A 25,806-nucleotide genomic window follows, 5' to 3' on the forward strand; every position below is an offset into this window, starting at 1 on the left:
CGTGACAGGGACTGCATCCGTGACCGATTCCACCCGCCCCGCGACATCCCCGGCCGTGACCGGCCTCATCCTTTCGGGTGGCGGCGCGCGGGCGGCTTATCAGGTGGGCGTGCTGGCGGCGATCGCCGAACTGCTGCCGGAGGGGGCCGAGAATCCCTTCCCGGTGATAGTCGGAACCTCGGCCGGAGCGATCAATGCCGTGGGGCTGGCGTGCGGGGCGCTGTCCTTCCCTACGGCAGTACAGCGGCTCACCCAGGTCTGGAAGGGGTTTCGCACCGGCCAGGTGTACCGGGCAGACTGGTCGGGCGTGGTCAGCCAGGCCTTTCGTTTTCTCGGCCACAGCCTCCTCGGGTTGGGCAAGCGCCAGCCGGTGGCGCTGCTCGACAGCCGGCCGTTGCGCTACCTGCTGGAGCGCGAGCTGGATTTCTCCGGCATCGCCGCCGCCGTGCGCCGCCGCAACCTGCGGGCGGTGGCGGTCACCGCGTTCGGCTATGAGTCCGGCCAGGCGGTGACCTTCTACCAGGGCCGCGCGACCATCGATCCCTGGCTGCGCCATCGGCGGGTGGGCGTGCCGACTCGCCTGAGCCTGGAACACCTGCTCGCCAGCTCAGCGATCCCGTTGCTGTTCGCGCCGGTGAAGGTGCAGCGCGAGTTCTTCGGCGACGGCGCGGTGCGCCAGCAGGCTCCGATCAGCCCCGCGCTGCACCTGGGCGCCAACCGCGTGCTGGTGATCGGGGTGAGCGGCAACCCGACCCTGGGCAGCGCCAACGAGCAGGTGGCCAATTACCGTACCGGCCAGCCGCCGAGCCTGGCGCAGGTGGGCATCCACCTGCTCAACAGCACCTTCATCGACAGCCTGGAAGGCGATATCGAGCTGCTGAACCGGATCAACTTCTTGAGTTCGATGGTGCCGGAAGGAAAGCGCCGTGCGGCGCTGGGGCTGCAGCCGGTGGACGTGCTGCTGATCTCGCCCAGCCGGCCGCTGGATGAAATCGCCGCCGAATACCGCCACGAGTTGCCGCGTGCGCTGCGCCTGTTCCTGCGTGGGCCGGGGGCGACCAAGGCGAGTGGGGCGGGGGTGTTGAGCTACCTGCTGTTCGAGCCGGGCTACTGCAACGCGCTGATCGAACTGGGGTATCGCGATGCCATGGAAAAGCGCGCGGAGATCGCGCGCTTCCTGGGGATGGAGGAGTGGTCGCTGTAGCTGCGACGTTTCCGTGAGCGTAGGAGCAACTGTCTTTTGGGCTCCCGCGTTCGCGGGAGTGACGGTGCAAGATATCGCCCCCGCACACGTCATCCCCGCGAACGCGGGGATCCAGAAGAAAGGTAGGACTTTGTCCGCGATAGGTTCCCGGCGCGAAGCGGACCCATCGCGGACGGAGTCCGCTCCTACATACAGCCTGCCTTCGTGCGTATGGCTCAGACCGCCAGCACGCCATCACGGTAATCGCGCAGGGCCTGCTCGATTTCCTCGCGGCTGTTCATCACGAAGGGGCCGTACTGCACGATCGGCTCATTGAGCGGCTTGCCGGCCAGCAGCAGGACGCGCGCGCCGCTGTCGCTGGAAAGCTGGACCTCGTCACCCTGGCCGAGCCGCACCAGGCGGTTGGTGGCCACGTTCTCTTCGCCGCGCTCGCCCGGTACCTTCAGCGAACCTTCGTAGACGTACAGCATCACCCGGTGTCCCGCCGGAATGCGTGGGCTGACCGAGGTGCCCGCCGGCAGCGTCAGGTCGTAGTAGTGCGGCTCAGTGCCGGGGCGTTGCACGGCGCCGTCCAGCACAGTTTCGCCATCGTCGAAGCGGCCGGCGATTACGGTGACGCCGACGCCTTGCGCGGTGGTGGTGCGCGGCACGTCTTCCGGCTCGATGTCGCGGTAGCCGGCCGGGGACAGCTTGTCCTTCGCCGGCAGGTTCAGCCACAGCTGGAAGCCGCGCATGGCGCCTTCCTCCTGCTCGGGCATCTCGCTATGGATGATGCCGTGGGCGGCGGTCATCCACTGCACGCCGCCAGGCTTGAGCAGGCCACGGTTACCCAGGTGGTCTTCGTGGCGCATACGCCCTTCGAGCATGTAGGTGACGGTCTCGAAGCCGCGGTGCGGGTGGGCCGGGAAGCCGGCTATGTAGTCGTCCGGGTTCTGCGTGTCGAACTGGTCGAGCATCAGGAACGGGTCGAAACGCTCGATGCCGGGGCCGCCGATCACGCGGGTCAGGCGCACGCCGGCACCGTCGGAGGCGGGGTGGCCGATGTGCTGGTCGATCAGGGTACGCAAACGGGTCATGGGAACCTCCTTGATCAGTGAATGGAGCCATCCTATTCCCAAACGATGAATCAATGGTTGCGAGTTTTTCGCCAAAACAATCGAATAATCAAATGTGTTGGCCGAAAAAGAAACCGCCGCGAAAGGGCGGCGGTTTCGGCTTACTCCTGGATCTGCAGCTTGCGCGCTTCGCTGTAGACGTAGCGCAGCTTTTCGTACTCGAACGGGGAGTTGGTCTGGCCGTAGCGGAAGCTGTTGCTGTAGCGCTTGTCGACGATTTCCAGCACCGGCAGCTCCCAGTACGTGCGCCCCAGGTCGGAGACGTTGAGGTAGTTCACCTCGCGGGCCGCCACGAAGTCGGTCACCAGGCCACCGGTGTCGCGCACGTTGGAGGGACCGAGGATCGGCAGCATCAGGTACGGTCCCGCCGGCATACCCCAGTAGCCCAGGGTCTGGCCGAAGTCCTCGCTGACCTTCGGCAGGCCCATGGACGTGGCCGGGTCCCAGAGGCCGGCAACGCCGAAGAGGGTATTGAACAGCAGACGCGCCGTGCTGTTCGCCGCCCGTTCGGCCTTGAGCTGGCCAATGCTGTTGAGCAGCGTCGTCACTTCGCCCAGGTTGCTGAAGAAGTTGCTCACGCCGGTGCGCACGAAGCGCGGAGTGACGTATTCGTAGCCATGGACCACGGGCAGGAACACCCACTCGTCGAAGCGGTAGTTGAAGTGGTAAACGCGGCGGTTCCATGACTCCCACGGGTCATAGACATTGAGGGCGTCCAGGGTGGCGCGCTCGAACTCACGCTGGTCCAGGCCGGGGTTGAACTTCAGCGCATCCATCGGGTGCTTGAAGCCGTCGGCCTGCGGTGGCTCGGAGAAGCTGTCGTTGCTGCGGGAGGTGAACGTCAGGCTGTCGTCGGCCTGAGCCAGGCCGCAGCACAGCGCCAGGACGAAAATCCAGGAAGAGCGGAATGGCATGGGTCAGTTCCCTGTCTGCACGGTTGCCAGGCCCGGGGCCTGCGCATCCTGTCCTTTGAAGAACGCCAGCATGTCCTGCGCGTTCACGCGGTAGTTGAGGTTGCCGCAGTGGCCGCCCAGCGGGTAGAGCGTCAGGCGATCGCCGAAGGTGCGGCGCAGGAAGCCGATGTCGCCCGGGCCGAGGATGACGTCGTCGGCGTTGTGCATCACGGCGATCTTCGGGCTGTCATGCAGGTAGTCCTGCAGGGCGTAGAGGCTCACCTGCTGGATCATCTGCGGCAGGCTGTTGCCCTTGCCGTGGGCGCGCCAGACCGGGATCAGCTGGTCGGTCATGTAGCATTCGAAATCGCACTGCATGGCGCGCTTGAAGAAGGGCTCCAGGCTGGTGCCTTCCTTGATCGGGTAGTTCGGCGGGGTGATCAGGCCGCGACGGTTGATCAGGTCGGAGGTGAAGACCATGTCGGCGGCCGAGAAGCGGAACACCGCGCCGATCAGCATGGCCATTTCTTCGTTGGAAAGATGCTGTTTGGACTGCTGCAGTTCATAGAGGAAGGCATCGTTCAGGTCGACATAGCCTTTCTGCTTGAAGTAGCGCGACAGCTTGCCCAGCACCACCTGGTAGAAGGTCTTGGAGTCGTTGATGCCCTTGACCCGGGTTTGCACCATCTTGTCCAGGTTGCTCACCGAGGTGTAGAGGTTCACCGGCGGGTTGAGCAGCAGCACACGCTTGAAGTTGAAGCTGCGGCGGGTTTCATCGAGCTGGCTGACGAAGGCCGCGTGCAGGGCGCCCAGGCTGTAGCCGGTAAGGTAGTAGTCGCTGACCGGCAGCTCGGGGTGCTGGGCGCGCACCGCCTGCATCACCCGGTAGAGGTCGTCGGCATCGGTGGGGGTGTAGCCGGGCGTGGCGGATTGAGAGGCCCCGGCCATGAAGTCCCAACTGGTCGGCGAGGAAATCTGCACCACGTGGTAGCCGGCGCTGTAGAACAGGCGCTTGAGGTATTCCGGGGTGCTGCTGAAGTAGGGCGCGCCGGTGCCGGCGATGATGAACACCAGCGGCGCCTCGTGGTCCTGCCGGGCCAGGCGATAGTGCAGCTTCTTCACCGGCCAGAAGTTTTCCGGCAACTGGTGCTCGCGCTCCGGCCGCAGTTTCAGGGAGTAGTCGGCCTGGCGAATGTCTTCGGTGTCGGGCAGTTGCGGGCGCAGCTCCGGTGGCGTCGTGGCGATGGTGGCCTCGAACGGATTGGTCAGCGGATAGCCGTAGCCGGCCTCCTCGACGTCACGGCTGAATGCCGGCCCGGCAAGCGCCAGAGCGAGACTGCCGAGCAGGACGGCCGCGCGTGAAAGACATTTCATGGTGAGGGGAGTCCTTTCAGAAAGAAGCCAACTCTAGGGAAACCGGCCCATATGACCAGTGGATTGCCGACAAGTGCGACCGTGGTCTCACGCCTTGTGGGCCAGCTCACGCAGGGCATCGCCGGTCAGGCGATAGACCGTCCATTCATCCTGTGCTCTGGCGCCCAGGCTCTTGTAGAAGCCGATGGCGGGCTCGTTCCAGTCCAGCACGGACCACTCCAGGCGTCCGCAACCGCGTTCCACCGCCAGGCGCGCCAGTTCGGTGAGCAGTGCTTTGCCCAGTCCGGCGCCACGGGCGGCGGGGCGCACGAACAGGTCTTCCAGGTAGATGCCCGGCTGGCTGAGCCAGGTGGAATAGTTGTGGAAGAACAGCGCGAAACCCTGCGGCTCGCCGTCCACCTCGCCGATCAGCACTTCGGCGTAGGGGCGCGGCCCGAACAGGTGCTCGTGCATGCGCTCGGCGTCGGCCTTGACCTCATGGACGAGACGCTCGTAGTCGGCGAGCTCGGTGATCAGCTCGATGATCAGAGGAATGTCGGCGGGGACGGCAGGGCGGAGCGCAACGCACGGCATGGGCGGTACCTTGATGAGGGGATGCCCGAGGATGCCCCGTGGCCGGCCTCGCTGGCAACTGCCCGATGCGACGGCGCTAAAGGCGTTCCAGGCTTTCCACCCAGACCAGTTCGCAGGCTCCGGCGCCGGTGTCTTCACGGGTCAGGGAGCTGACCCAGCGCCAGCCGTCGTCCGCCTCTACGCGCACCAGTTTGCCGGAAAGGCGGATGCGCTCGCCCTTGTCGACCTGCGCCAGGGTGCGGGCCACGCTGTCGTTGGCGGGAATCATGTGCATGTTCGCGCTGTGGGTTTCGATGTCCCGGCGCGGAATCGGCATGGTGTCGGCGTGCCAGTGGTACCAGCGGTTGCCCTGGGTGATGCGGATGCCGGCGAGGATGTTCGGATCGGCCATCGGACCCCAGCCCAGCGCAAGGTCGGTGGGGGAGAGTTCCGCCTCGCGCCCCAGGCGATAGTCTTCGCGGCCCAGCACCAGGGCCTCGAGCGTGAAGTCCGCAAGCGGATAGATCGAATAGCGCTCCACCCGAAAGCCGCCGCCGGGCAGGGCGCTGCCCTGCTGTGGCGGCGCATGGGGGCGCTCGCCGGGCCAGAGCCACCAGAAGCTGACAAGGACGCAGGCCAGCAGGAACAGGTTCGATCGCTTCATCGCGGGCTCCGTTGCTGCCCGCAGTGTAGGTAGGCGCCACGCCTCTTGCATCGGCCATTGCGCTGGTTATGCTGGGCGCCGTTTCCGCCCCGGAGAGGCACCATGCCCTGTCGCTTGCCCGTCATCCTGCTGTTGCTCGTCTTGTCGCTGTGGCTGGCCGCCAGCTATGGCGTGCGTTTCGGGCTGATGGAAGACAGCCGCTGGGTCGGGCTGTGCGCCGAATCGGCCAGCCGCTGGGAGTGCGCCACGCGTGCGCAACTGGGCTTGCTGATTCATTTCGGCGTGTTCGGCACACTGGCGCTGGGCCTTTCTGCACTGGCCTTCCTGGTTCCCGGCCGGGCCGGCTGGTGGCTGGCTGCCGTGGGGATGTTCGCGGCGTTGCCGGCGCTGGTGCTGTACAACGCCGGTCTAGCGGTGTTCGCCGTGGTGCTGGCCGGGCTGCGCCTGGTGCGCGCGCAGCGCGCCTGATTCAGCTGGCGTTCGCCTGCGCTCCCGTTGCCAGCGGCAGGGGGTGCTGCAGGCCGCGCCAGAGTGCTCCGAGCAGCAGCAGGCTGACCGCCGCCCAACCCAGCGCCTGCAGATTGCCCAGGCCTTCCAGGAACAGTTGCACCGGCAGGCCCAGGGCGATGAAGGCGATCAGCAGCAGGCTTTCGCGGCGCGGCGCCTGCACCGGCCGGCACAGGTAGACCAGCGCCGGGAACAGCAAGGCAACGCTGGGGAAGCTGCGGTAGCGGGCGTCGAACACCAGGCCCAGCATCAGAACCGCCCCCGCGAAGCCCGTCGCGGCCAGCCAGATCCCGGCGCGTTTCTCCAGCCAGTCGAAGGCCGCCGTACGCCAACCCTGGCGCGCCGACAGGCTCAGGCAGATGTGCAGCAGCACCAGCAGATTCAGGCTGACCAGGCAGGCCGCCCACAGCCATTCGTCCCAGGAACGGGTGGTCACCACCGCCAGCTCTGCCCACAAACCGATACAGGCACTGCCCAGTGCGGCGCTCAGTGGCAATATCAGGGCGGCGCGGGACGAGGCCGGCCGACCGCCCAGCAGCAGTCCGCCGGCCAGGATCAACCCGGACAGTCCCAGCCACATTGGCCAGCCCGGCAGGTTGCTGACCGGCCCGGCGAGCACGCCTTTCTCCTCGCGGTCGGCGCTGAACAGGCCCCAGTAACCACCCACCGCGCCTTCGCTCTGCCGCTTCCAGGGCTGGTCGAAGGCTTCGATCAGGTTGTAGCGCCAGCCGCGCTCCTCGGCCATGTGCACGAAGCCGCGAATGAACCGCGCCTCGTTGACCCGGCTGGGCACGGCGGTTTCGCGTTGACGGCCTTCGCTGGGCCAGCCGGTCTCGCCGATCAGGATGTCCTTGGGCGCGAACTCGCGGCCGAAGTCTTCGCGGATCTGCGCCACATGGGCGAGGGCGTCATCGATGTTGCTGGGGTTGTCTTCCCAGTAGGGCAGCAGGTGGATGGTGACGAAGTCCACCGCCGGGGCGATCTCCGGGTGGCGGTGCCAGAACTCCCAGACATCGGCGTAGGTCACCGGCTGGCGTACCTGCGACTTCACCTGGCGGATCAGCCCGGCGAGGTAGGTGGCGGTGACCTCCTTGCGCAGCAGGGTCTCGTTGCCGACGATCACTGCCTGGACCACGTCCGGATACTCGTTGGCGGCCTTGATCAGCGCGCTCACCTCGTTCTGCGTATCGACGGGATTGGCGTTCACCCAGGCGCCGAGCATCAGCTTCAGGCCGTGCTTGCGGGCCAGCGCGGGGATGCCTTCCAGGCCGGTCATCGAGTAGGTGCGCACGCAGTCGAAGCGCGTCGCCAGCAGGGCGAGGTCGGCGTCCATTTGCGCCGGGCGCAGGACGAAGGGCTGGTCGAAGGGCGACTGGTCCTTGGCGAAGGGGCTGTAGGACGCGCATTGCAGCTTGTGCGTGGGCGTCGCCGCGTCGGGCAGGTTCACCGGTTTGCCCAGGCCGTACCAGAGCCCGCACAGGGCGGTGACGGCGATCAGCAGGGCGAGGCAGTAGGTCAGGAGCGGAAAGCGCGAAGACTGGGGCATGGGAGCACGCGAACCGTGGCGAGGCGCGCATCTTAGCAACGCCGCCGGCTGGCGTCAGCGCCCCCTGCGGGCACTCAGGCGTGGCGGTGCACCCAGTTGTGCGCCGGCACGGCATCGCCCGGCTGGCCTTGCTCCAGGCGCTTCCAGAGCTTTTCGTGGAAGTGGAAGCCCACGGCGTTGCACAGCGGCTCGACGATCGCCAGCAGGCCACCTACCGTGATACTGCCGGTCAGGGCATAGGCCACGCTGAAGGCGATGGTGAAATGCATCAGGGTGAAGGTGACGGTCTTGAGCATGGCGGCTTCTCCCAGTTGAGAATTGTTCTCTGTTGAGAAAAGACTATCGCGGAGGCACCCCGGCGGGTAATCGAGCCTCTGTATGGAGGCGATAGGCCGCCACCTTCGTCGCGGATGGAATGGCTGGGTCGTGGACGGACGGTTTCTGTCGTGGATCGGATCGTTGCGTGTCGTTCTCAGAGCAGCCCCCGCGGCGGCCCGGCAGATGATGTAGGGGCGGCCAAGACCGCGAAATGCGACGGGTTCGCCCGGACGCTCCGACAAAAAATACGGGGAGAAAACCATGCGAATGATGCGACGCCTGTTGGGCCTGGGCGCAGGGCTGGTGCTGTCGGCGGCTGCGGGCCTGGCCGGTGCGGCGGCCAAGCCGGAAGTCACTCTGGGTTACGTTGATGGCTGGTCCGACAGCGTGGCCACCACGCACGTGGCCGCCGAAATCATGCGCGAGAAGCTCGGCTACCAGGTCAAGCTGATGCCGGTCGCGGCCGGGATCATGTGGCAGGGCGTGGCGCGCGGCAAACTCGACGCCATGCTCTCGGCCTGGCTGCCGGTCACCCACGGCGCCTACTACGACAAGATGAAGGACAAGGTGGTCAACCTGGGTGTGAACTACCCGGGCGCGAAGATCGGCCTGATCGTACCCGAGTACGTGAAAGCCAACAGCATCGAGGACCTCAAGGCACAGAAGGCTGACTTCGACGGCCGTATCGTCGGTATCGACGCCGGTGCCGGGGTGATGCTCAAGACCGACCAGGCGATCAAGGACTACGGCCTGGACTACAAGCTGGTGGCCAGTTCCGGCAGCGGCATGATCGCCGAGCTGACCCGTGCGGAGAACGACAAGAAGGCCGTGGCGGTCACCGGCTGGATTCCGCACTGGATGTTCGCCAAGTGGAAGCTGAAGTTCCTCGAAGATCCGAAGAAGGTCTACGGCGAGGAAGAGCACGTCGACAGTGTGGCCAACCCGGCGCTGGAGAAGAAGGCACCGGAAGTCTGGGCCTTCCTGAAGAAATTCCAGTGGAAGGACGGCCAGGAAATCGGCGAGGTCATGCTCGCCGTGCAGAACGGCGAAAAGCCGGACGTGGCCGCCAAGAAGTGGGTGGAAGCGCATCCGGATCGCGTGAAAGAGTGGCTGTAAGCGCTTAGATCGCGCCGCACCTGACACAGGAAAATCCCCCGCGAAGCCAAGCCTTCGCGGGGGATTTTTTCATTGCGCCGTGTCTATTCCGGGCTTGTTCGCAAAAATCTCGGGAAGGCGACGACCTCCGCTACGACTAAAGTCGTCTGGAGTGCTTGCACCGTAGTCCTAAAGTGGAGATCGACGACATCCGCGTCATCCCCGCTGTGAGGACAAGAACAAAATGAACGACAGCATCTACCAGCGGATTGATACCAATCCGCGCTTCAAAGAGCTGGTGGCCAAGCGCGAGCGATTCGCCTGGCTGCTCTCCCTGGTCATGTTGGGCCTGTACGTGAGCTTCATCCTGCTGATCGCCTTCCAGCCGCAGCTGCTTGGCGCGAAGATCAGTGCCGATTCGTCCGTCACCTGGGGCATCCCCATGGGCGTCGGGCTGATCGTCTCGGCCTTCGTGCTCACCGGCATCTACGTGCGCCGTGCGAACGGTGAATTCGACCGTCTGAACCAGGAAATCCTCAAGGAGGCCCAGCAATGAAAGGCCGTATCGCCGCGGCCCTTGCTCTGGCCGCATTTGCCCCCGCACTCTGGGCTGACGCCCTCACCGGCGAGGTGAAGCGCCAGCCGCTGAACCTTTCCGCCATCATCATGTTCGTCGCGTTCGTCGGCCTGACCCTGTGCATCACCTACTGGGCCTCCAAGCGCAGCAAGTCCGCCGCTGACTTCTATACCGCCGGCGGCAGCATCACCGGCTTCCAGAACGGCCTGGCGATCGCCGGCGACTACATGTCCGCCGCGTCCTTCCTCGGCATTTCCGCGCTGGTGTTCACCTCGGGCTATGACGGCCTGATCTACTCCATCGGCTTCCTGGTCGGCTGGCCGATCATCCTCTTCCTGATCGCCGAACGCCTGCGCAACCTGGGCAAGTACACCTTCGCCGACGTGGCGTCCTACCGCCTCAAGCAGAAGGACATCCGTACCCTGTCCGCCTGCGGTTCGCTGGTGGTGGTGGCCTTCTACCTGATCGCGCAGATGGTCGGCGCCGGCAAGCTGATCGAGCTGCTGTTCGGCCTGAACTACCACGTCGCGGTGGTCATGGTCGGCATCCTGATGGTGCTGTACGTGCTGTTCGGCGGCATGCTCGCCACCACCTGGGTGCAGATCATCAAGGCCGTGCTGCTGCTCTCGGGCGCCACCTTCATGGCGATCATGGTGCTCAAGCACGTCAACTTCGACATCAGCACCCTGTTCTCCGAAGCCATCAAGGTCCACCCGAAGGGCGAGTCCATCATGAGCCCCGGCGGCCTGGTGAAGGACCCGATCTCGGCCTTCTCCCTGGGCTTCGCGCTGATGTTCGGCACCGCCGGCCTGCCGCACATCCTGATGCGCTTCTTCACCGTCAGTGACGCCAAGGAAGCCCGCAAGTCGGTGTTCTTCGCCACCGGTTTCATCGGCTACTTCTACATCCTGACCTTCATCATCGGCTTCGGCGCGATCCTGCTGGTCAGCACCAACCCGGACTTCAAGGACGCCACCGGCGCCCTGCTGGGCGGCAACAACATGGCCGCCGTGCACCTGGCCAACGCCGTGGGCGGCAGCCTGTTCCTGGGCTTCATCTCCGCCGTGGCCTTCGCCACCATCCTCGCGGTGGTTGCCGGCCTGACCCTGGCCGGCGCCTCGGCCGTGTCCCACGACCTGTACGCCAGCGTGCTGAAGAACGGCAAGGCCAACGAGAAGGATGAGCTGCGTGTGTCGAAGATCACCACCGTCTGCCTGGGCGTAGTGGCGATCATCCTCGGCATCCTGTTCGAGAAGCAGAACATCGCCTTCATGGTCGGCCTGGCCTTCTCCATCGCCGCCAGCTGCAACTTCCCGGTGCTGCTGCTCTCCATGTACTGGAAGAAGCTGACCACCCGTGGTGCCAAGATCGGCGGCTGGATGGGCCTGATCACTGCCGTGGTGCTGATGATCCTCGGCCCGACCATCTGGGTGCAGATCCTCGGCCACGAAAAGCCCATCTACCCGTTCGAATACCCGGCGCTGTTCTCCATGGCCGTGGCCTTCATCGGTATCTGGTTCTTCTCCATCACCGACAAGTCCACTGCGGCCGACGAAGAGCGCGCGCGCTTCTTCCCGCAGTTCATCCGCTCGCAAACCGGCCTGGGTGCCAGTGGCGCCGTCGCCCACTGATCGCCTGAGCTGACCTGCCGGGGCCGGGGGTGGAAACACCTCCGGCCCCGCTGCTTTGAGACGGGGACTATTGGATGTCCGACGATTTCAATTTCACCGCGCCGCCCTTCGACCAGTTGCGCCCGCAGGAGCGCGAGCAACTGCGCGATGCGCTGAGCGTGGGTTACTACACGGTCGACGAAGTGCTGCTTGAACCCGGCGCGCCGGTGCCGTGCCTGTTCATCCTGATGAAGGGCGTGATCGAGGAGCGCGGCGAGGACGGCAAGCTGTTCGCCCATTACGCCGCCGAGGACCTGTTCGATGTGCGCGGGTTGTTTTCCGGCAGCAGCAAGCACCGCTACCAGGCGGTGGAGGAGAGCATCGTCTACGAGCTGCCGGCGGAGGTCTTCCACCAGCTCTGCGCGAGCAATCCGCAGTTCGCCCGCTTCTTCCGCGCCGACCTTGCCAGCAAGCGCCAGCTGGAACGCCGCGACGGGCAGAACCTCGCCGAATTCATCCTCACCCGCATCGCCCGCGAGCACCTGCTGCCGGCTATCGAGGTGGAGCCGGCGCTGCCCCTGGGCGACGCCGCGCGCCTGCAACTGAGCCGTGGCGCCGACGCGCTGCTGGTGCGCGAACAGGGCGCGCTGGGCATCGTCACCCGTACCGACCTGATGGTCGCGCATTTCCGCGACGGCCGCAGCGAGGCCGAGCCCATCGGCCCGCTGGCGCACCGGCCGCTGGCCAGCGTCGAGCTGGGCGACTTCCTGTTCGACGCCATGATCCTGATGACCCGTCAGCGCATCGAGCGCGTGGCGGTCTGCGAGGCGGGCAGGGTGGTCGGCCTGCTGCACCTGACCCAGGTGCTCAGCCTGTTCTCCACGCACTCCCACGTGCTGGCGCTACGTATCGCCCGCGCCGAAAGCGAGGCGGAGCTGCGCGCGGCGGCGGAAACCCTGCACACCCTGATCGCCACCCTGGCCGGCAACGGCATCCGCCTGCGTTTCATCATGCAGTTGGTCAGTGCGCTCAACGAGCAATTGCTCCAGCGGCTGTTCGAACTGCTGATCCCGCCGGCGCTGCGGGGCAAGTGCTGCCTGATGGTGATGGGCAGCGAAGGCCGTGCCGAGCAGTTGCTCAAGACCGACCAGGACAACGCCCTGATCCTCGCCGACGATCTGCCGGTGGAGCAGGGCCTGCACCTGATGCAGCGGTTTTCCGCAGCCCTGCTGGACTTCGGTTATCCACCCTGTCCCGGTGGTGTCATGGCCAGCCGCAGCGAATGGTGCAAGCCGTTGTCCGAATGGCAGCACGAGCTGCGAGCTGTGCCGTTGCAGGGGCGCCCCGAGCAACTGATGCGCCTGTCGATCCTCGCCGATGCCTGGCCGTTGGCCGGCAACCTGCAACTGTTCGACGGCCTGCGCGAGAGCCTGAATGCCCTGGCCGGCGACGACAGTCGCTGGCTGAGCGACCTTGCGCTGCCGGCCCTGCAGTTCGACACGCCGCTGACCTTTCTCGGCCAACTCAAGACCCAGGACGCGCACCTGGACATCAAGCGCGGCGGCATCTTCCCCATCGTCCACGGCGCCCGCGCCCTGGCGTTGCGCGAAGGGCTGGAGGAGCGCGGCACCCTGGGCCGGCTCGCCGCGCTCAAGGCGCTCGGCGTGCTGGACGAGTCGCTGGCGGACAACCTGGTGGAGTCCTTCGAGCTGTTCCTGCAACTGCGCCTGCGCCAGCAACTGGACGGCGAGCGCGACGGCCGGGCGCAGGGGCTCGATGTTTCGCGCCTGAGCCGCCACGAGCGTGACCTGTTGCGCTACGGTTTGCACGTGGTGAAGAAGTTCAAGCAGAGCCTGGTCCGGCAGTTCCACCTGGAGACCCGATGAACGCGTGTGTGAGCCTTCCCGATCAGCAGTGGTCCGCCTGGCGCCGTCGCCTGTACTGGTGGCGGCATGATCCGGCGGACGCCGAGGAGCTGGTGTCGCTGGACCTGGAGACCACCAGCCTCGATCCGCGCAAGGCGGACATCCTCAGCATCGGCGCGGTGCGAATCCGGCGCGGCAAGCTGATCCTCGGCGAGCGCCTGGAGCTGCTGGTGGAGCCGCCGCCGAGCCTGGACGGCGAGTCCATTCGCATCCACAAATTGCGCCGAACCGACCTGGAGGGGCAGCTGCCGCTGGGGGAAGCGCTGCGCCGGGTGCAGGCGTTCGTCGGTGATCGTCCTTTGCTTGGCTATTACCTGTCCTTCGATGTCGCCGTCTTGCGCCGGCACCTGCGCGAGCAGCTGGGCGCGCGACTGGACAATCCACGGGTGGAGGTGTCCGAGCTGTACCACCGCAAGATGAGCCGGCGCTTCCCCGATCTGCACCTGGACCTGCGCTTCGACACCCTCGCGCGCAACCTGGATATTCCCGTGGAAGGCCGCCACACCGCCATCGGCGATGCGCGCACCGCCGCGTTGATGTTCCTGCGCCTGCGCAAGGGCTCGCTGCCGCGCAATCTCGGTTGAGTCCGCGGCAGGCCAGCCGAATCTTTGAATCTTCCCAGGACCGTGCCAGTCCCAGACTACAAGCGCTGGCCAGTCGCCTCACCGCGAGCCATCGCCCCTCGTCAAGCCAAGAGGAGAGACGACATGGGACTCGGGACCATTCTGTTGATCATTCTGATACTGCTACTGATCGGTGGCCTGCCGGTCTTCCCCCACTCGCGCAACTGGGGCTACGGCCCCTCCGGTGTCGTCGGCGTAGTGCTCGTCGTCCTGCTGGTGCTGATATTGCTCGGGCACATATGAGCCCCGCCGGGCCGCCCGGTGCTCCGGGCGGTTCGCGACTTCCATGATCTCGCAGGGTGACTCATCGCACAGCCCGCCCGCCACGCTTGCTCTAACATGCTGGGCCTTTGCCACCAGGGAGTCGTACGGGATGCTGGGCGTTGTACTGATCGCGTTGGGAGCCATCTGGCTGCTCGTCCAGTGCGGGCTGGGTGTGCCGCCGCTGGCCGAAGCCATGACGCTCGACCCGGTGGACAATCCGACTCGCTACTGGCAATTCGCTTTCCTGGGTCCGGCGATCCCGCTGGCCTTTGGCGTCTTCCTGCTGCGCTACCGCATCAGCGGGCTTGCCCAATTCAAGCGAGAGCACATCCATTGCACGACCCACGTGCTGGTCTTTGCCGGTATTGCCCTGGTGCTCGGTAAGCTCTGTGCCCTGCTGATCGATTGACCGCCTGAACCAGGGGCCTGCGATGGCGGTTTGCCGGGGGCATTCAGCGCCCTGATTTCGCCGCTGGGGGCGCAAAGCCGTGGTTACACTTCGGCTCACGTCCTAACAAGAAAGGCAGACCTCCCCATGCAAAATCGCATCATGATCACCGGCGCCGGTTCCGGCCTCGGTCGCGAAATCGCCCTGCGCTGGGCCCGCGAGGGCTGGAAGCTGGCCCTGGCCGACGTCAACGAAGCGGGTCTGGCGGAGACCCTGAAACTCGTGCGCGCAGCCGGCGGCGACGGCTTCACCCAGCGCTGCGACGTGCGCGACTACAGTCAGCTGACCCAGCTGGCGCAGTCCTGCGAAGAGAAATTCGGCGGCATCGACATCATCGTCAACAATGCCGGCGTCGCCTCTGGCGGCTTCTTCAGCGAGCTGTCGCTGGAGGACTGGGACTGGCAGATCTCGATCAACCTGATGGGCGTGGTCAAGGGCTGCAAGGCCTTCCTGCCGCTGCTGGAGCAGAGCAAGGGGCGGATCATCAACATCGCCTCCATGGCCGCGCTGATGCAGGGCCCGGCGATGAGCAACTACAACGTGGCCAAGGCCGGCGTGGTGGCGCTCTCGGAAAGCCTGCTGGCCGATCTCAGCCTGGTGGACGTGAAAGTCCACGTAGTCTGCCCCTCGTTCTTCCAGACCAACCTGCTGGATTCATTCCGCGGCCCGAGCCCGGAAATGAAGACCCAGGTCGGCAAACTGCTGGAAAGCTCGCCGATCAGCGCCGCCGACATCGCCGACTACATCCATCAGGAAGTGGCCCGCGACGTCTTCATGATCCTGCCCCACGAGCAGGGCCGCATGGCCTGGCAGATCAAGCAGCAGAACCCCCAGGCGATCTACGACGAAATGGCGAAGATGGCGGAGAAGATGCAAGCCAAGCGTCGCACGCTCGCCTGAGAACCTGATTACGATCTGCTGCGCGTCGGCATAACTGCGTTGAGAGCAGCTGAGAAATGCTCATGGACTGCGTGTCCACTCCGCTTTCTCAGCTGCTCTCGTCTTGTTCTGCTCTAGCTCGCAAGATCGTAAAGCAGGTTCTGGGTAAGGAATCGGCCCTCTTTTGGTGCGAAGAAAAACAGGGCTTGCCCACGCCGGTGCAAAGGGTTAGCTTTAGTCACCGGCCTGCCTGGCTGAAGAACGTTGGACCCCGGTGAAAGCCCCGCACATTTCGCGGGGCTTTTGCTTTTTCGGGCCACTGCGCATCGGCGTGGATTCGCGCTTTGCGTGTTGGCGGGCCTGTGTTAGAAGGCACCGGTGTCATTGAAGGAAGAACCCCCTTGCAGTCCGAATCCATCGTCTATGGTTGCATCCGCGACTGGCCCGGCGACTCGATGGAGCGCCGCCTGCGCCGCGCCGCCAACCGCAAGGTGCTCGACAGCCTGCCGATGGGCGAGGCCTGGCCGTTCCTCGGCCGCGAGATGTTCAGCCGCTGCGAAACCGAAGGCGCGGGCCTGTACCAGTCCCAGGTGATCCACTTCGGCGCCAGCTACCAGACCATCGAGTACGAATGGAAGCTCTGGGTCGAGCAATTCGAGTCCCTGCTGCGCCGCCTCTACTGGGCCAGCGCGGTGGTCCACCTGGAAACCGAAGTCAACGGCAGCCACACCTTCCGCTGGGAATCGGAGAACGGTTTCCACAGCCCGCGCGAAGGGGAGTTGAAAGTGCGCTGCGCCTGGGAACGCGAGGGCGGCCTGCGCGGCTGACCGCACGCCTCCCGTCACGGAAAGAGCCCATGATCAACTACCTCTGGTTCGTCCTCGCCGCGTTCTGCGAGATCGGCGGCTGCTATGCCTTCTACCTCTGGCTGCGCCTGGACAGAAGCGCCCTGTGGATAATTCCCGGCCTGCTCAGCCTGACGGTATTCGCCCTGCTGCTCACCCGTATCGAAGCCAGCTATGCCGGGCGTGCCTATGCCGCGTACGGTGGCATCTACGTCGCCGCTTCACTGTTCTGGCTGGCCTTCGTGGAAAAGAGCCGTCCGCTGTGGAGCGACTGGGTAGGCGTCGCGCTGTGCGTGATCGGCGCCAGCGTGGTGCTGTTCGGGCCTAGATTCGCGCCCTGATTGGGGCCAACACCTGTAGGAGCGAGCTTGCTCGCGAACAGAATTACCCGGCCCCAATTGTGCTGGGCGGTTCGCGAGCAAGCTCGCTCCTACGAAAAGCGGTTTCCAGAGAAACATCCGCACGCGCCGGAGCGCCCCTTCAGGAGGCCGAGCGGAATCGGAGTTTCAGGGGTTGAGCGGCATGGATGCCGCGAGAGCCGCGATGGGCCAGGGATGGCCCTTCGCGGCGGGCCCCTGAAACTTCGATGGAGCGAGGGAACCCCGGCGAAGCCGGGGCCGGATGATGGGGCAGAGACTTTTGCCTACTTTGCGTCGTTTGGCAAAGTAGGTCGCCCGAGGGGGCGAAACAAAATCTCTCAGCACACGCCGAAGCGGCGCGGATACTCCGAACCAGCAAGCGGAACGCTTTATCCGCCGTTCCGCATCGCGGCGGATAACGCTGTTGGCGTTATGCGTCCTACATCTGTGACGGAGTTTCCCTGTAGGAGCGGGCCATGCCCGCGATCGCGCCCATGGGGCGCTCCTACAGGTTCACCACCTGTCTCAGTCCTCCAGCCATTCCTTTGGCACTTCGCTTTTCAGCATCAGCTGGCACTGCTGGCTTTCCGGATCGAAGACGATCACCGCCTCGCCACGCTTGAGCGCATGCCGCGCGCGCTCCACGCGCACGTCCAGCGGCGTGTCGTCGCCGTTGTCGGTGCCTTCGCGGGTGACGAAGTCTTCCAGCAGGTTATTGAGGGTATCGGCTTCGATCAGATCAAAGGGAATCAGCATGGCGGGTACTCGCAAATCGCAGCGCGGGATTGTAGTCCCGCGCTGCGGCGAGTGCAGCTTCAGTTCTTGCGCTTGTCCGCGCTGTCGCTGTTCTCCAGCAACTCGTCCACCGGCGGCACATGGGTGGTGCTCTCCATGTGCACCGGATGTTCCAGTTGCTTGCTGAAGCGCTCCAGCGCGCCCTCGCTTGGCTCGGCGTCGCTGTCGAACACCGGCGGGCTCAGCAGGTAGGCGGTGAGCAGGCGGGAGAGGGCGGCGAGGCTGTCGATGTGGGTGCGCTCGTAGCCGTGGGTGGCGTCACAGCCGAAGGCCAGCAGCGCGGTGCGGATGTCGTGGCCTGCGGTGATCGCCGACTGCGCGTCGCTGTGGTAGTAGCGGAACAGGTCTCGGCGCACCGCAATCTCATGGCGTTCGCTCAGCCGCAGCAGGTGCCGCGACAGGTGGTAGTCGTACGGCCCGCCGGAATCCTGCAGGGCCACGCTCACCGCGTGCTCGCTGGAGTTCTGCCCCTCGGCCACCGGGGCGATGTCGATGCCGACGAACTCACTGACGTCCCAGGGCAGCGCGCCGGCCGCGCCGGAGCCGATCTCCTCGGTGATGGTGAACAGCGGGTGGCAGTCGATCGGCGGTTGCTGGCCGCTCTCGCGGATCGCTTTCAGCGCCGCCAGCAGCGCGGCGACGCCGGCCTTGTCGTCGAGGTGGCGGGCGCTGATGTGGCCGCTCTCGGTGAACTCCGGCAAGGGATCGAAGGCGACGAAGTCACCGATGGCCACGCCCAGGGTCTCGCTGTCGGCGCGGCTGACGGTATAGGTGTCCAGCCGCAGTTCGACGTGGTCCCAGCTGATCGGCAGGCTGTCCACGGCGGTATTGAAGGCGTGCCCGGAGGCCAGCAGCGGCAGCACGCTGCCGCGCAGCACGCCGTTCTCGCAGAACACCGTGACCCGGCTGCCCTCGGCGAAGCGGCTCGACCAGCAGCCCACCGGCGCCAGCGCCAGGCGGCCGTTGGGCTTGATCTCGCGGACGATGGCGCCAATGGTGTCCAGGTGCGCCGAGACCGCGCGGTCCGGGCTGTTGCGCCGCCCCGAGAGCGTCGCGCGGATGGTTCCGCGGCGGGTCATCTCGAAGGGCACGCCGATTTCCTCCAGGCGTTCGGCGACGTAGCGCACGATGGTGTCGGTGAAACCGGTGGGGCTGGGGATGGCGAGCATTTCCAGCAGCACGCGCTGCAGGTAGTTGAGGTCGGGTTGTGGCAGTGAAGTCATACCGAAGCCTCCATGCCCGGGGGCGATTCGCGGTTGAGCAGCTCGCGGCTCAGCGGGAACAGCAGGTCGAGGAAGCGCTCGGCGGTGGGCTGCGGCTCATGGTTGGCCAGCCCGGGCCGCTCGTTGGCTTCGATGATCACGTATTCCGGCTGGTCGGCGTCGCGCACCAGCAGGTCGAGGCCGGTGACCGGGATTTCCAGCGCGCGCGCCGCGCGGATCGCCGCTTCGGCCAGTTTCGGATGCAGCCGCTCGGTGACGTCCTCCAGGGTGCCGCCGGTGTGCAGGTTGGCGGTGCGGCGCACGGCCAGGCGCTGGCCGCTGGGCAGCACGTCGTCGTAGCCGAAGCCGGCGGCGGCCAGGGTGCGCTCGGTCTCGCCGTCCAGCGGGATGCGGCTTTCGCCGCCGGTGGCGGCCTGCCGGCGGCGGCTCTGCGCCTCGATCAGCCGGCGGATGCTGTGCCGGCCATCGCCGATGACTTCGGCGGGCCGGCGAATGGCGGCGGCCACCACTTCATAGCCGATCACCACGATGCGCAGGTCCTGACCGGGGTGGTAGCTCTCCAGCAGCACGCGGGTGTCGAACTGCCGGGCATGAGCGATGGCGCTTTCCACTTCGCCGGTGCTGCGCAGGTCCACGGCAACCCCCTGGCCCTGTTCGCCGTCCACCGGCTTGACCACCAATGAGCCGTGTTCGGCGAGGAACTTCGCGTTGTCCCTGGCGCAGCCGGCCAGGCGCTGCTGCGGCTGGCGCAGGCCGACCCGGTCGAGGGCGCGGTGGGTGAGGGTCTTGTCCTGGCACAGGCTCATGCTGACCGCGCTGGTCAGGTCGCACAGCGATTCGCGGCAGCGGATGCGCCGGCCACCCTGGGTGAGGATGAACAGTCCGGCGTCGGCGTCCTGCACCTGCACGTCGATGCCGCGCCGATGGGCTTCGTCGACGATGATCCGGGCGTAGGGGTTCAGGCCCTCTTCCGGGCCGGGGCCGAGGAACAGCGACTGGTTGATGCCGTTCTTGCACTTCACCGCGAAGGTCGGCAGCTCGCGGAAGCGCAGCTTGCGGTACAGCGACTTGGCCTGCTGGTTGCCGTGCAGCACCGACAGGTCGAGATAGGCCAGGCCCCGGCTCATGAAGTGCTCGATCAAGTGGCGCACCAGCGCTTCGCCGACTCCGGGGCGGCTGGACTGCGGGTCCACCGCCAGGCACCAGAGGCTGGAGCCGCCTTCCGGGTCGCGGAAGGCCTTGGCGTGGTTGATGCCCATGACGGTGCCGATCACCGTGCCGGTCTCGTCGTCCTCGGCCAGCCAGTAGGCCGGCCCGCCCTGGTGGCGCGGCGTGACGTTGGCCGGATCGACCGGCAGCATGCCGCGCGAGAGGTACAGGCGGTTGATCGCGGCCCAGTCTTCGTCGCTGTGCACCCGGCGGATGCGGAAGCCGCGGAACGGCCGGCGCGCCGGGCGATAGTCGGTGAACCACAGGCGCAGCGCATCGGAGGGGTCGAGGAAGAGTTGCTGCGGGGCCTTGGCCAGTACCTGTTGTGGCGCCGCCACGTAGAGGGCGATGTCACGCTCGCCCGGGCGTTCGTTGAGCAGCTCGGCGGCCAGTTGCTCGGCCGTGGCGAAGGTGTGGCCGATCAGCAGGCGGCCCCAGCCGCATTGCAGGATCAGCGGGCCCTCGGGGCGCTGCGCATGGTCGCCGGCGAAGCGCGCCTGGAGGCGTTCGTAGGTGGGCGTCTGGCCTCTCAGCAGGCGCTGGTTGTGCGGGTGAGGCAGGTTCAAATGGGTCTTCATGGTCAACTCCGTGAAAAGCATTCGTCCTGGGCTTCACAAACCTTGTTCGGTCAGCCAGAGATTGAGCGCGGCCAACTGCCAGAGCTTGGAGCCCCGCAGCGGCGTGAGGTCGGTCGACGGGTCGCTGAGCAGGCGGTCGAACATCGCCGTCTCGAACAGGCCGCGATCCTGGCTCGGGTCCAGCAGCAGTTCGCTGACCCAGGCACGGGTGTTGCCTTGCAGGTGCTTGAGGCCTGGCACCGGGAAGTAGCCCTTGGGCCGGTCGATGACCGCGCTGGGGATGACCTTTCGCGCAGCGGCCTTGAGCACCTGCTTGCCGCCGTCGCCGAGCTTGAAGCGCGAAGGGATGCGCGCCGACAGCTCCGCCACCCGGTAGTCGAGGAATGGCACGCGGGCTTCCAGGCCCCAGGCCATGGTCATGTTGTCGACCCGCTTGACCGGGTCGTCGACCAGCATGATGGTGCTGTCCAGGCGCAGGGCCTTGTCCACCGGGTCGTCGGCGCCGGGCTGGGCGAAGTGCTCGCGGACGAACTCACCGGCCACGTCTTCCACCCGCAGGGCTGCACGCACGGTTTCCAGATACTCGCCGTGGCTGCGGTCGAAGAACGCCGTGCGGTAGGCCTGCAGCGGGTCCTTGGCGCCGGCCACCTTCGGGTACCAGTGATAGCCGGCGAACAGCTCGTCGGCGCCCTGGCCGCTCTGTACCACCTTGCAGTGCTTCGACACTTCGCGGGAGAGCAGGTAGAAGGCGATGCAGTCATGGCTGACCATGGGCTCGCTCATGGCCTGGAAGGCCGCCGGCAACTGCTCGATGACTTCCTTCTCGGCGATGCGCAGCTGGTGGTGGCGGGTGCCGTAGTGCCGGGCGATCAGGTCGGAGTACTGGAACTCGTCGCCGCGCTCGCCACCGGCATCTTCGAAGCCGATGGAGAAGGTCAGCAGGTTGTCGACCCCCGCTTCATGCAGCAGCCCGACCAGCAGGCTCGAATCGACTCCGCCGGAGAGCAGCACGCCGACTTCGCGGGCGGCGCGCTGGCGCACGCTCACGGCGTCGCGCAGGCTGCCCAGCAGGCGGTCCTCCCAGTCGTCCAGGGTCAGTTCGCGTTCATCGGGCAGCGGGCCGTAATCGAGGTTCCACCAGCGCTGCCGCTCGGTGTGGCCTTCGGCGTCGATGCTCATCCAGGTGGCCGGCGGCAGCTTCTGCACCTCGGCCAGCAGGGTGCGCGGCGCGGGCACCACGGCATGGAAGTTGAGGTAATGGTTGAGCGCCACCGGGTCCAGCGCCGGATCGATGTCGCCACCCTTGAGCAGCGCCGGCAGGCTGGAAGCGAAGCGCAGGCGCTGGCCGGTCTTCGACAGGTACAGCGGCTTGATGCCGAGCCGGTCGCGGGCGATGAACAGACGCCGTTTGTCGCGTTCCCAGATGGCGAACGCAAACATGCCATTGAGGCGAGGCAATAGTTCTTCGCCCCAGGCGTGGTATCCCTTTAGAAGGACTTCGGTATCGCCTCCGGAAAAAAAGTGGTAGCCGAGGGCTTCCAGCTCCCCGCGTAGCTCGGGGTAGTTGTAGATTGCACCGTTGAACACCAGCGACAGGCCCAGCGTCGGGTCGATCATCGGCTGGCCGGACGCTTCGGCCAGGTCCATGATCTTCAGGCGCCGGTGTCCCAGGGCCAATGGCCCTTCGCTGTGGAAACCCCAGGCATCGGGGCCCCGCGGGGCGAGGTGGTGGGTGATGCGTTCGACCGCGGCGAGATCGGCGGCCTGTTTATCGAAACGAAGTTCTCCAGCTATTCCGCACATGTCCTTACCGGTTCTCCGTTGGGGATGAGTGGGTGGTCCCTCCAGGGGGGCCATAGGGGAGGACCGTCCGATTGGTTGAGAGTTCTATTTGATTTCATTGAGGAAAGTTCGAAGGCGCAGGTGAGCGATGATGGCCGATAGCAAATCCAAGACGCGCAATGCCCATGCCCTGTCGATGCTGCAGGCGTTGCGTCGGTTGCAGCAGGCGGCCGACGTGCACTCCAAGAGCCTGGGGCGCGATGGCGAATTGACGCCGCTGCAACTGCTGATCCTGCAGGTGGTGGCGCTGGAGGGGGAAATTACCGCTGGTCAGTTGGCCGGGCAGGTCGCCCTGTCCCAGTCGTCGCTGTCGGGCGCCCTGGCGCGCCTGGAAAGCCAGCGGCTGCTGACTCGCCGGCGCGATACCGACGACCGCCGCAAGCAGTGGCTGAGTCTGAACGACGCGGGCCTGGAGGCGCTGCGCGACGGACCGGAGCTGCTGCCCGAGCACGCCCTGGAGCGTTTCGCCGGGCTGCCGGAATGGGAGCAGCACACCATTCTCGCCGGGCTGCTGCGCGCTGCCGAACTGTTCGAGACACCCGACGCGGCGGTTGAGGAAGAAGAGGCGAGCTAGGACGCCAGCAACTTCTGCGCGGCCAGCGACAGGCTGACCGCCACCAGCATCAGGGCGAACAGACGTTGCAGCGTCGCGCCGCCCAGGCGCACCGCCAGGCGGTTGCCGGCCAGCACGCCGAGCGCGCCGCCCGCCGCAAGGCACGCCAGCAACGGCAGCGGCGGCTGGGCATGGCTCAGATAGAGCAGGAAGCCGCCGCCGGACACCAGCGCGATCACCGCCATCGAGGTCGCCGTTGCCGCCAGCATCGACAGCGGGGTGAACCACAGCAGCCCCGGCACGATCAGGAATCCGCCGCCCACGCCCATCAGGCCGGAGAGCAGTCCCACCGCAAGGCCGACGCCGAGCAACGGGCCGTTGCGCGTCGCCTGGCCGACCACGCGCTCCTGGCGCGAGCCCTGCCACATGCGCCAGGCCGACCACAGCACCAGCAGGCAGAAGCCGACGATCAGCCAGGAGTCCGGTACGAATTTCCCCAGCCACTGGCCGACGGCATTGCCCGGCCAACCAGTGATTACCAGCCAGAACAATGGCCGCCAGGCCACCTGGCCCTGGCGCGCCCGGGGCACCGCGCCGATTGCCGCCGACAGCGCCACCGCGCCGAGGCTGACGCCGATGGCATCGTGCAGCGGCAGGTGCAGGCTGAGCAGCAGGGGCAGGGCCACCAGCGAACCACCGGCGCCGGTGAGGCCCAGCAGCAGGCCCAGGATCAGGCCGATGGCGGAGGATTCGAACAGCAGTGCATCCATGTCGGTGGTCCGCTCTGGAAGTGTTGCCGCGGCCCGTCTGGCCGCGCAGTGATCAGGATGTCTTCTGCCCGCGTACCACTTCGCGCAGGAAGAAACGATTGGGGTGACAGGCTTCGGCCACGGCGCGCGGCAGGGGCAGCGGCTCGTCGTCCAGCCAGGCCGCCAGCAGCTCGCCGGCCAGCGGAGCGGTGACCAGCCCGCGCGAACCGTGGGCGCTGTTCAAGTACAGGCCGTCCAGCCAGGGACAGGGCGTTTCCGGCACCTGCCGGGCGTCCTTGCCGAGCACCGCGTAGGCCGCCGCGAAGGCAGCGTGGTCGGCCAGCGGGCCCACCAGCGGCAGGTAGTCCGGGGTGGTGCAGCGGAAGGCCGCGCGGCCTTGCAGGGTTGCCGGGTCGAGCTGGGCGACGTGCAGGCGTTCGCTCAGGTCTGTGGATATCTCCGCCAGCAGGTCGAGGTTGCCCAGGTGTTCTTCCAATGATGGCTCAGTGTCGTCTCGCTTGAATTCGAAACTGGCGCCCAGGGTGTGCTCGCCGTGGCGTGGCGGCGCGACGTAGCCTTCGGCGCAGACCACGGTGCTCAGCGCCGCGCTCTCGGCGGTGACCGGCAGGCGGGTGATCTGCCCGCGGATGCGCTTCATCGGCAGGCCCTGCGCGCCCTCGAAGCGGCGCACCTCGGCGGCGGTGGCGAGGATGGCGACCGGCGCCCTGGCGAGCTTGTCGCTGCCGCTCCAGGCGCTCCAGCCGTCGGCCTCGCGCTGCAGGCGGACTTCCTCTCCGGTCAGCACACGGATATTCGGATGTTGCGCCAGATGGCGGCACAGGGCTGGCGGATGCACCCAGCCGCCCTCGGGGTAGAACAGGCCGCCGGCCGGCAGGCCGATACCAGCGATGGCCTCGGCTTCGGCCTTGTCCAGCTGGCGCAGCAGGGTGTCGGGGAAGGCCTCGGCCAGTTTCGTCTGGCGCTCGGTTTCCGCCTCGTCGAACCCCAGTTGCAATACGCCGCAGTCGGACCAGTCCTGGTCTTTCTGCAACCTTTCGATCAGCCGCCGGGTATGCCCGAATCCGCTGACGATCAGGCGCGACAGTGCGGTGCCGTGGGCCGACAGCTTGAGGTAGAGCACGCCCTGGGGATTGCCCGAGGCTTCCTCGGCCAGGGCGCCGTGGCGTTCGATCAGCGTCACCTGCCAACCGCGTGCGGCGAGGCTGGCGGCGCTGGCGCAACCGGCCATGCCGCCGCCGATCACCAGTGCCTCGCGCGGACCCCCGCCGTCCTGGGGAGAGCGACGGGCAGGGCGTGCGTACCAGGGTTTAGCGGCAGGCTGTTCGGCGCCGACGTATTCGCCCTGGGACATTTCCCATTTCTTGCCGAAGCCCAGGGTGCGACGGATCTTGAACCCGGCGGCGCCCAATCCACGGCGGACGAACCCGGCGCTGGTGAAGGTAGCCAGAGTCGTGCCCGGCGCCGAGAGCCTGGCAAGCTGGGCGTACAGCGCATCGTTCCACATCTCGGGGTTCTTCGCCGGGGAGAAGCCATCGAGGAACCAGGCGTCGATGCGTGCGTCCAGCTCCGGCAGCATGTCCAGCACGTCGCCCACCAGCAGGGTCAGCACCACGCGGCCATCGGCGAAGACGAAGCGCTGGAAGCCGGGGTTGATCGCCACGTACTGCTCCAGCAACTGCCCGGACAGATGCGCCAGCTCCGGCCAGAGAGCGAAGGCGCGGCGCAAGTCCTCCAGCGCCACCGGGAATTTCTCAACGCTGACGAAGTGCAGCCGCGCATCGGCCGGCGCCAGTGCCTCGAACTGCTGCCAGGCGCATAGGAAGTTCAGCCCGGTGCCGAAGCCCGTCTCGCCGATGCACAGCCGTCCGCCGGCCGGCAGTGCGGCGAAGCGTTCAGGCAGGCGGTTGCCGGCGATGAACACGTGGTGCGTCTCCGCGATGCCGGAGGCGCGGGAGAAGTACACGTCGCCGTAGACGCGGGAGGTGGGTTGGCCGTTTTCGTCCCAGTCGATCTGGGCGCTATGGGGTTTGGGTGGGGT

26 protein-coding genes are annotated in these 25,806 nt (G+C 66.5%); 13 read left to right on the forward strand and 13 right to left on the reverse strand.

All coding sequences use genetic code 11. The features are described 5' to 3' along the window. Window positions 1–55 precede the first annotated feature (55 nt). On the forward strand, window positions 56–1,204 hold the full coding sequence (locus J5M67_RS23880) for a patatin-like phospholipase family protein (RefSeq protein WP_207887997.1): 1,149 nt from the start codon (window positions 56–58) through the stop codon (window positions 1,202–1,204). A gap of 215 nt (window positions 1,205–1,419) precedes the next feature. Here J5M67_RS23880 and J5M67_RS23885 read toward each other — a convergent pair whose 3' ends face one another. The 5 genes from J5M67_RS23885 to J5M67_RS23905 all read right to left on the reverse strand — a co-directional run bounded on the left by J5M67_RS23885 (window position 1,420) and on the right by J5M67_RS23905 (window position 5,802). Beyond that, the gene (locus J5M67_RS23885) at window positions 1,420–2,280 is read right to left on the reverse strand and encodes a pirin family protein (protein WP_207887950.1); all 861 of its coding nucleotides are present in this window, start codon (window positions 2,278–2,280) and stop codon (window positions 1,420–1,422) included. A gap of 140 nt (window positions 2,281–2,420) precedes the next feature. Then, window positions 2,421–3,233 carry a VacJ family lipoprotein gene (locus J5M67_RS23890; protein WP_207887952.1) on the reverse strand — a complete coding sequence of 271 codons (813 nt, stop codon included), beginning with the start codon at window positions 3,231–3,233 and terminating at the stop codon, window positions 2,421–2,423. Window positions 3,234–3,236: 3 nt separating this feature from the next. Beyond that, complete coding sequence (locus tag J5M67_RS23895; protein WP_207887954.1) at window positions 3,237–4,586, reverse strand: serine/threonine protein kinase; 1,350 nt, start codon at window positions 4,584–4,586, stop codon at window positions 3,237–3,239. Window positions 4,587–4,673: 87 nt separating this feature from the next. Continuing rightward, window positions 4,674–5,159 carry a GNAT family N-acetyltransferase gene (locus tag J5M67_RS23900; protein ID WP_207887956.1) on the reverse strand — a complete coding sequence of 162 codons (486 nt, stop codon included), beginning with the start codon at window positions 5,157–5,159 and terminating at the stop codon, window positions 4,674–4,676. A gap of 76 nt (window positions 5,160–5,235) precedes the next feature. Beyond that, on the reverse strand, window positions 5,236–5,802 hold the full coding sequence (locus J5M67_RS23905; RefSeq protein ID WP_207887958.1) for a hypothetical protein: 567 nt from the start codon (window positions 5,800–5,802) through the stop codon (window positions 5,236–5,238). 102 nt (window positions 5,803–5,904) lie between these two features. Here J5M67_RS23905 and J5M67_RS23910 point away from each other — a divergent pair, with 102 nt between their 5' ends. Then, window positions 5,905–6,270 carry a hypothetical protein gene (locus tag J5M67_RS23910; RefSeq protein ID WP_207887960.1) on the forward strand — a complete coding sequence of 122 codons (366 nt, stop codon included), beginning with the start codon at window positions 5,905–5,907 and terminating at the stop codon, window positions 6,268–6,270. Between the two features lies 1 nt (window position 6,271). Here J5M67_RS23910 and J5M67_RS23915 read toward each other — a convergent pair whose 3' ends face one another. Together J5M67_RS23915 and J5M67_RS23920 are read right to left on the reverse strand one after the other, a co-directional pair. After that, window positions 6,272–7,855, reverse strand: coding sequence for a glycosyl hydrolase family 17 protein (locus J5M67_RS23915; protein ID WP_207887962.1), 1,584 nt, complete (start codon window positions 7,853–7,855; stop codon window positions 6,272–6,274). A 74-nt stretch (window positions 7,856–7,929) separates the two neighbouring features. Continuing rightward, a complete protein-coding gene (locus tag J5M67_RS23920; protein WP_207887964.1) occupies window positions 7,930–8,151 on the reverse strand; it encodes a DUF2061 domain-containing protein in 222 nt (73 codons plus the stop codon). A 283-nt stretch (window positions 8,152–8,434) separates the two neighbouring features. On the opposite strand from J5M67_RS23920, the gene J5M67_RS23925 reads away from it, so the two are divergent. The 10 genes from J5M67_RS23925 to J5M67_RS23970 all read left to right on the forward strand — a co-directional run bounded on the left by J5M67_RS23925 (window position 8,435) and on the right by J5M67_RS23970 (window position 16,780). Then, window positions 8,435–9,289 carry a glycine betaine ABC transporter substrate-binding protein gene (locus J5M67_RS23925; RefSeq protein ID WP_207887966.1) on the forward strand — a complete coding sequence of 285 codons (855 nt, stop codon included), beginning with the start codon at window positions 8,435–8,437 and terminating at the stop codon, window positions 9,287–9,289. A 223-nt stretch (window positions 9,290–9,512) separates the two neighbouring features. Next, entirely contained in the window at window positions 9,513–9,824 is a 312-nt protein-coding gene (locus J5M67_RS23930; RefSeq protein WP_207887968.1) for a DUF485 domain-containing protein, read from the forward strand. Then, window positions 9,821–11,476, forward strand: a complete 1,656-nt coding sequence (locus J5M67_RS23935; RefSeq protein WP_207887970.1) for a cation acetate symporter — start codon at window positions 9,821–9,823, stop codon at window positions 11,474–11,476. The genes J5M67_RS23930 and J5M67_RS23935 overlap by 4 nt, the downstream gene beginning before the upstream one ends. 74 nt (window positions 11,477–11,550) lie before the next feature. After that, window positions 11,551–13,341: a DUF294 nucleotidyltransferase-like domain-containing protein gene (locus J5M67_RS23940; protein WP_207887971.1), complete on the forward strand. Its 1,791-nt coding sequence runs from the start codon at window positions 11,551–11,553 to the stop codon at window positions 13,339–13,341. After that, window positions 13,338–13,964 (forward strand): 3'-5' exonuclease, encoded by a 627-nt coding sequence (locus tag J5M67_RS23945; protein ID WP_207887973.1) that lies wholly within the window; start codon window positions 13,338–13,340, stop codon window positions 13,962–13,964. Before J5M67_RS23940 ends, J5M67_RS23945 begins: the two co-directional genes overlap by 4 nt. A gap of 123 nt (window positions 13,965–14,087) precedes the next feature. Next, entirely contained in the window at window positions 14,088–14,246 is a 159-nt protein-coding gene (locus J5M67_RS23950) for a DUF3309 family protein (protein WP_207887975.1), read from the forward strand. Window positions 14,247–14,376: 130 nt separating this feature from the next. Further along, window positions 14,377–14,676 (forward strand): hypothetical protein, encoded by a 300-nt coding sequence (locus J5M67_RS23955; protein WP_207887977.1) that lies wholly within the window; start codon window positions 14,377–14,379, stop codon window positions 14,674–14,676. Between the two features lie 126 nt (window positions 14,677–14,802). Beyond that, window positions 14,803–15,615 (forward strand): SDR family oxidoreductase, encoded by an 813-nt coding sequence (locus J5M67_RS23960; RefSeq protein ID WP_207887979.1) that lies wholly within the window; start codon window positions 14,803–14,805, stop codon window positions 15,613–15,615. 380 nt (window positions 15,616–15,995) lie between these two features. Beyond that, window positions 15,996–16,421 (forward strand): hypothetical protein, encoded by a 426-nt coding sequence (locus J5M67_RS23965; protein ID WP_207887981.1) that lies wholly within the window; start codon window positions 15,996–15,998, stop codon window positions 16,419–16,421. Window positions 16,422–16,450: 29 nt separating this feature from the next. Continuing rightward, window positions 16,451–16,780 carry a YnfA family protein gene (locus J5M67_RS23970; protein WP_207887983.1) on the forward strand — a complete coding sequence of 110 codons (330 nt, stop codon included), beginning with the start codon at window positions 16,451–16,453 and terminating at the stop codon, window positions 16,778–16,780. Between the two features lie 543 nt (window positions 16,781–17,323). On the opposite strand, the gene J5M67_RS23975 is transcribed toward J5M67_RS23970, so the two are convergent. From J5M67_RS23975 to J5M67_RS23990, 4 genes are read right to left on the reverse strand one after another with little or no spacing between them, the layout of a single operon-like run. Further along, a complete protein-coding gene (locus tag J5M67_RS23975) occupies window positions 17,324–17,554 on the reverse strand; it encodes a YheU family protein (protein WP_207887985.1) in 231 nt (76 codons plus the stop codon). A 59-nt stretch (window positions 17,555–17,613) separates the two neighbouring features. Beyond that, complete coding sequence (locus J5M67_RS23980; protein ID WP_207887987.1) at window positions 17,614–18,816, reverse strand: osmoprotectant NAGGN system M42 family peptidase; 1,203 nt, start codon at window positions 18,814–18,816, stop codon at window positions 17,614–17,616. Continuing rightward, a complete protein-coding gene (ngg, locus tag J5M67_RS23985; RefSeq protein ID WP_207887989.1) occupies window positions 18,813–20,603 on the reverse strand; it encodes an N-acetylglutaminylglutamine synthetase in 1,791 nt (596 codons plus the stop codon). The genes J5M67_RS23980 and ngg overlap by 4 nt, the downstream gene beginning before the upstream one ends. Window positions 20,604–20,636: 33 nt before the next feature. Continuing rightward, window positions 20,637–22,406, reverse strand: coding sequence for an N-acetylglutaminylglutamine amidotransferase (locus tag J5M67_RS23990; RefSeq protein WP_207887991.1), 1,770 nt, complete (start codon window positions 22,404–22,406; stop codon window positions 20,637–20,639). A gap of 130 nt (window positions 22,407–22,536) precedes the next feature. Here J5M67_RS23990 and J5M67_RS23995 point away from each other — a divergent pair, with 130 nt between their 5' ends. Beyond that, on the forward strand, window positions 22,537–23,019 hold the full coding sequence (locus J5M67_RS23995; RefSeq protein WP_243434853.1) for a MarR family winged helix-turn-helix transcriptional regulator: 483 nt from the start codon (window positions 22,537–22,539) through the stop codon (window positions 23,017–23,019). Here J5M67_RS23995 and J5M67_RS24000 read toward each other — a convergent pair. Both J5M67_RS24000 and mnmC read right to left on the reverse strand, forming a co-directional pair. Next, window positions 23,016–23,768 carry a sulfite exporter TauE/SafE family protein gene (locus tag J5M67_RS24000; RefSeq protein WP_207887995.1) on the reverse strand — a complete coding sequence of 251 codons (753 nt, stop codon included), beginning with the start codon at window positions 23,766–23,768 and terminating at the stop codon, window positions 23,016–23,018. The genes J5M67_RS23995 and J5M67_RS24000 overlap by 4 nt on opposite strands. Window positions 23,769–23,820: 52 nt before the next feature. Then, the gene (gene mnmC / locus J5M67_RS24005; RefSeq protein WP_207887999.1) at window positions 23,821–25,779 is read right to left on the reverse strand and encodes a bifunctional tRNA (5-methylaminomethyl-2-thiouridine)(34)-methyltransferase MnmD/FAD-dependent 5-carboxymethylaminomethyl-2-thiouridine(34) oxidoreductase MnmC; all 1,959 of its coding nucleotides are present in this window, start codon (window positions 25,777–25,779) and stop codon (window positions 23,821–23,823) included. Between the last annotated feature and the right edge of the window lie 27 nt (window positions 25,780–25,806).

Origin of the sequence: Pseudomonas sp. 30_B (assembly GCF_017491605.1) — a bacterium.
In the GTDB taxonomy this organism is placed as follows: domain Bacteria; phylum Pseudomonadota; class Gammaproteobacteria; order Pseudomonadales; family Pseudomonadaceae; genus Pseudomonas.